At 56.5% G+C, this 2,618-nt stretch carries 2 protein-coding genes; both read right to left on the reverse strand.

All coding sequences use genetic code 11. The features are described 5' to 3' along the window. Positions 1-60 precede the first annotated feature (60 nt). A complete protein-coding gene (locus AC3B8H_RS20250) occupies positions 61-1,743 on the reverse strand; it encodes a beta propeller repeat protein (RefSeq protein ID WP_488443325.1) in 1,683 nt (560 codons plus the stop codon). Further along, positions 1,740-2,603 carry a hypothetical protein gene (locus AC3B8H_RS20255; RefSeq protein ID WP_488443326.1) on the reverse strand — a complete coding sequence of 288 codons (864 nt, stop codon included), beginning with the start codon at positions 2,601-2,603 and terminating at the stop codon, positions 1,740-1,742. The genes AC3B8H_RS20250 and AC3B8H_RS20255 overlap by 4 nt, the downstream gene beginning before the upstream one ends. Positions 2,604-2,618: the final 15 nt, after the last annotated feature.

A 2,618-nucleotide genomic window follows, 5' to 3' on the forward strand; every position in this document is an offset into this window, starting at 1 on the left:
AACCGTCGCTCGATCACCCACGCTGAAATAACCTTGCCGGGCTTTCGGCTACGAACCGTCTTACTTCGCGCATTTCGGTCGAGTACATAGCAAACTCAGTTTGCGCGAGTCGAGCAAATTGATCGTGCCGTTGCGATCCAAATCCCTGGGATCGCTAGCACCACTCGCCGGTCTGTTTCGAGCAGCCAACACGATATTGAGGTCGAGCAAATCCACATCGCGGTCGTTGTCTTGGTCGCCGATCACCGTAATATTTTCGCAAGCATCGGGCAAATGATTTTGATTGGTGTCGCCGCTTTGGCGTTGCTCAATATCCAAGACGTCCGATTTGCCGTTGTTATTGCAATCCGGGAATACGTTCAGATAGTAAACGTCCTGCTCGCCGTTGTAGGTCGCGGTATAGGACACGTGAGCGCCGTATTGATCGGAAACCAGATGGCTGTAATCGCCGATTTTGTCGACGCCCAGCGGATAGCCGGACTGGGTGTTGAAGGTTGGGGTAACCGCTCGATTGGGGCTCCAGGTTACGCCGCCGTCCCATGAGTAGGAATAAAACAACTGGGATGTGCCGGCCTGAAGCTTTTCGCGGGTGTCGTACCAGACCGCATCGATTCGGGAATTGTTGGCAACGCCCAGCATTGGAAACCACTGAAAGGCGTTCCGATCCGCCGAATCGGTATTGACACGTTGCGGTGCCGACCACGTCGCACCGCCATCACTGCTGCGAATAAAGGTCACGTCCAGGCTATCGGTGCCGGGCGGATCAACCGGCGCGAGTAAGTAAATGTTGTTACGCAACGCGCCGACCGAATGATCGACGGCGATTTGAATATCGCCAATCGGTCCGGCCGGGTTGGGGTTGTTCGGGATCATGAAGGTGATCGGCGAACCGCCCATGTCGATGGCTTGCGTCGTGAAGCTGGGCGTCGCGCCGGGATTGCCCGCGTTCAACGAGGTGGCGAACAAATAACCGTCATAGACCAGTTTCGTACCCACCAAATTGCCGCTTTCCTTGCGGCCGGGCAAATACACTTCGCCATGGGTTCCGACGCCGATGGTACCGAATGACGGGTTTTCCGGCACGCTGACCGGATCTTCGTAACTCAGGCCGCCATCGACCGAACGGGTAAAACGCTTGTCGTCCAAACCTTCCCGCCAGTGTAAATAAATGTTGCCGTCGCTGGCGGTTCCGCTCCGATCTATGCCAATTCGGCCCTTATCCGCGCCTTCACCGTGAGCATAGACCGGTGCTTGCCAGCTGACGCCGCCGTCGAGCGATTTGAACACCTGCACGTCCGCCGCGAAATTACCGGTACTATCGTAATGCAGGCTCTGGTAGTAGAAATTACCCAACGAATCCACATCGACCATGATGTTGGTACGTTGTTCGCCCGGCGTCACCACGCCTTGAAAATGCCAGTGCTTGCCGCCGTCGTCGCTGTAGGCCCAGCCGCCTTCCCGGCTACCCGAAGCGATGCTGGCAAACTGCTTCCAGCCCGAGACCAGCCGGTTGGGATTGTTCGGGTCCAGCGCGATGGTAGGCTCGTGGGCCGCATCACCGACAATATTGGCGCCGGCCGCGTCCACGTTCATTTGAATGCTCGAATACTGTCCATATTGATACAGCGATTGCGCGCCGACGCTTCCCGGCGTCGCGCAGAAAGCCGCTAAAACGCCGAAACCCAGCCAATTGGCGGAAATTCGAAGCGACAAAGGCACGGTGTGACCAAGGCGAAGTTTCATCGCGCCCTCCTGAAGCGGCGGTAGCCGTTGATAGCGAATCCGGCGATTCCGGAGGCGAAGAACCAAGCCGCTGCGGGTAACGGAACGGCGGCCACTTGGCCGCAACCGCTGTAAGCGCCCACGCCTAAACAAAAATCGCCCATATCGGCCAACACGGCATTTTTGATAAAAACCGCGTTCTCGGGTGACAACAGCAAATCGCCGCTGAGCATCCAATCGCCGGTGCTGCTGTACTGAATCCGCAAATTACCAAGTTCGTAGCCCACCGCGCTAAACGAAATGTTGTTTTGCAAATACCAACCGCCCGGCGTACCCGAAATACCAAAAGCATCCCACATGATCTGCCGAGCGTCCGGGTCGTATTTCAGCGTGTAGTCGCCGTTCAACAACGTGCCGGAGAAATTTCCTCGAAACATCTCCACACCGGTCATACCCATGGTGCCGGTACCGGTCAATGTCTCGGAATCGATCGCGAAATCCGGCGTAGTGGCTCTGACGTAGCGCCCCGACACCTGGGCGCTCGGATTGGCGGCACTGACGGGAGTAATGTCATGCACCAGGTTTACGGCCGGAATTTCGACGCGGGTCGGATTGTTGTAGTAAAACGACGAATCGGTGCGGGTCGTGTAATCCGATTCCGTGGTGTCGAAATATTCCACCAGAAAATAACCCGGATTGGCGACTGAACCAAAGCTGGAAACCGCCAACGCGTCGCGGTCAAAGTTCATCGTGAAAGTGCCTCCGGAATTCGCATTTAACAGCGCGGCATCCGCCACCGGAACAAATCCCGCGGCGGCCAGCGCGAAAACGGTCGAAATCGCGGTCAAGTATTTTGGGCTTTCAAGGCGCGGACATGTCATCGGAATCTCCTATTA

The organism is Methylomonas sp. BG-2 (assembly GCF_057766305.1).

Bases quoted from the DNA above. Each gene is read 5' to 3' on its own strand.
- AC3B8H_RS20250 (WP_488443325.1), bottom strand. From the start codon at position 1,743: ATGAAACTTCGCCTTGGTCACACCGTGCCTTTGTCGCTTCGAATTTCC.
- AC3B8H_RS20255 (WP_488443326.1), bottom strand. From the start codon at position 2,603: ATGACATGTCCGCGCCTTGAAAGCCCAAAATACTTGACCGCGATTTCG.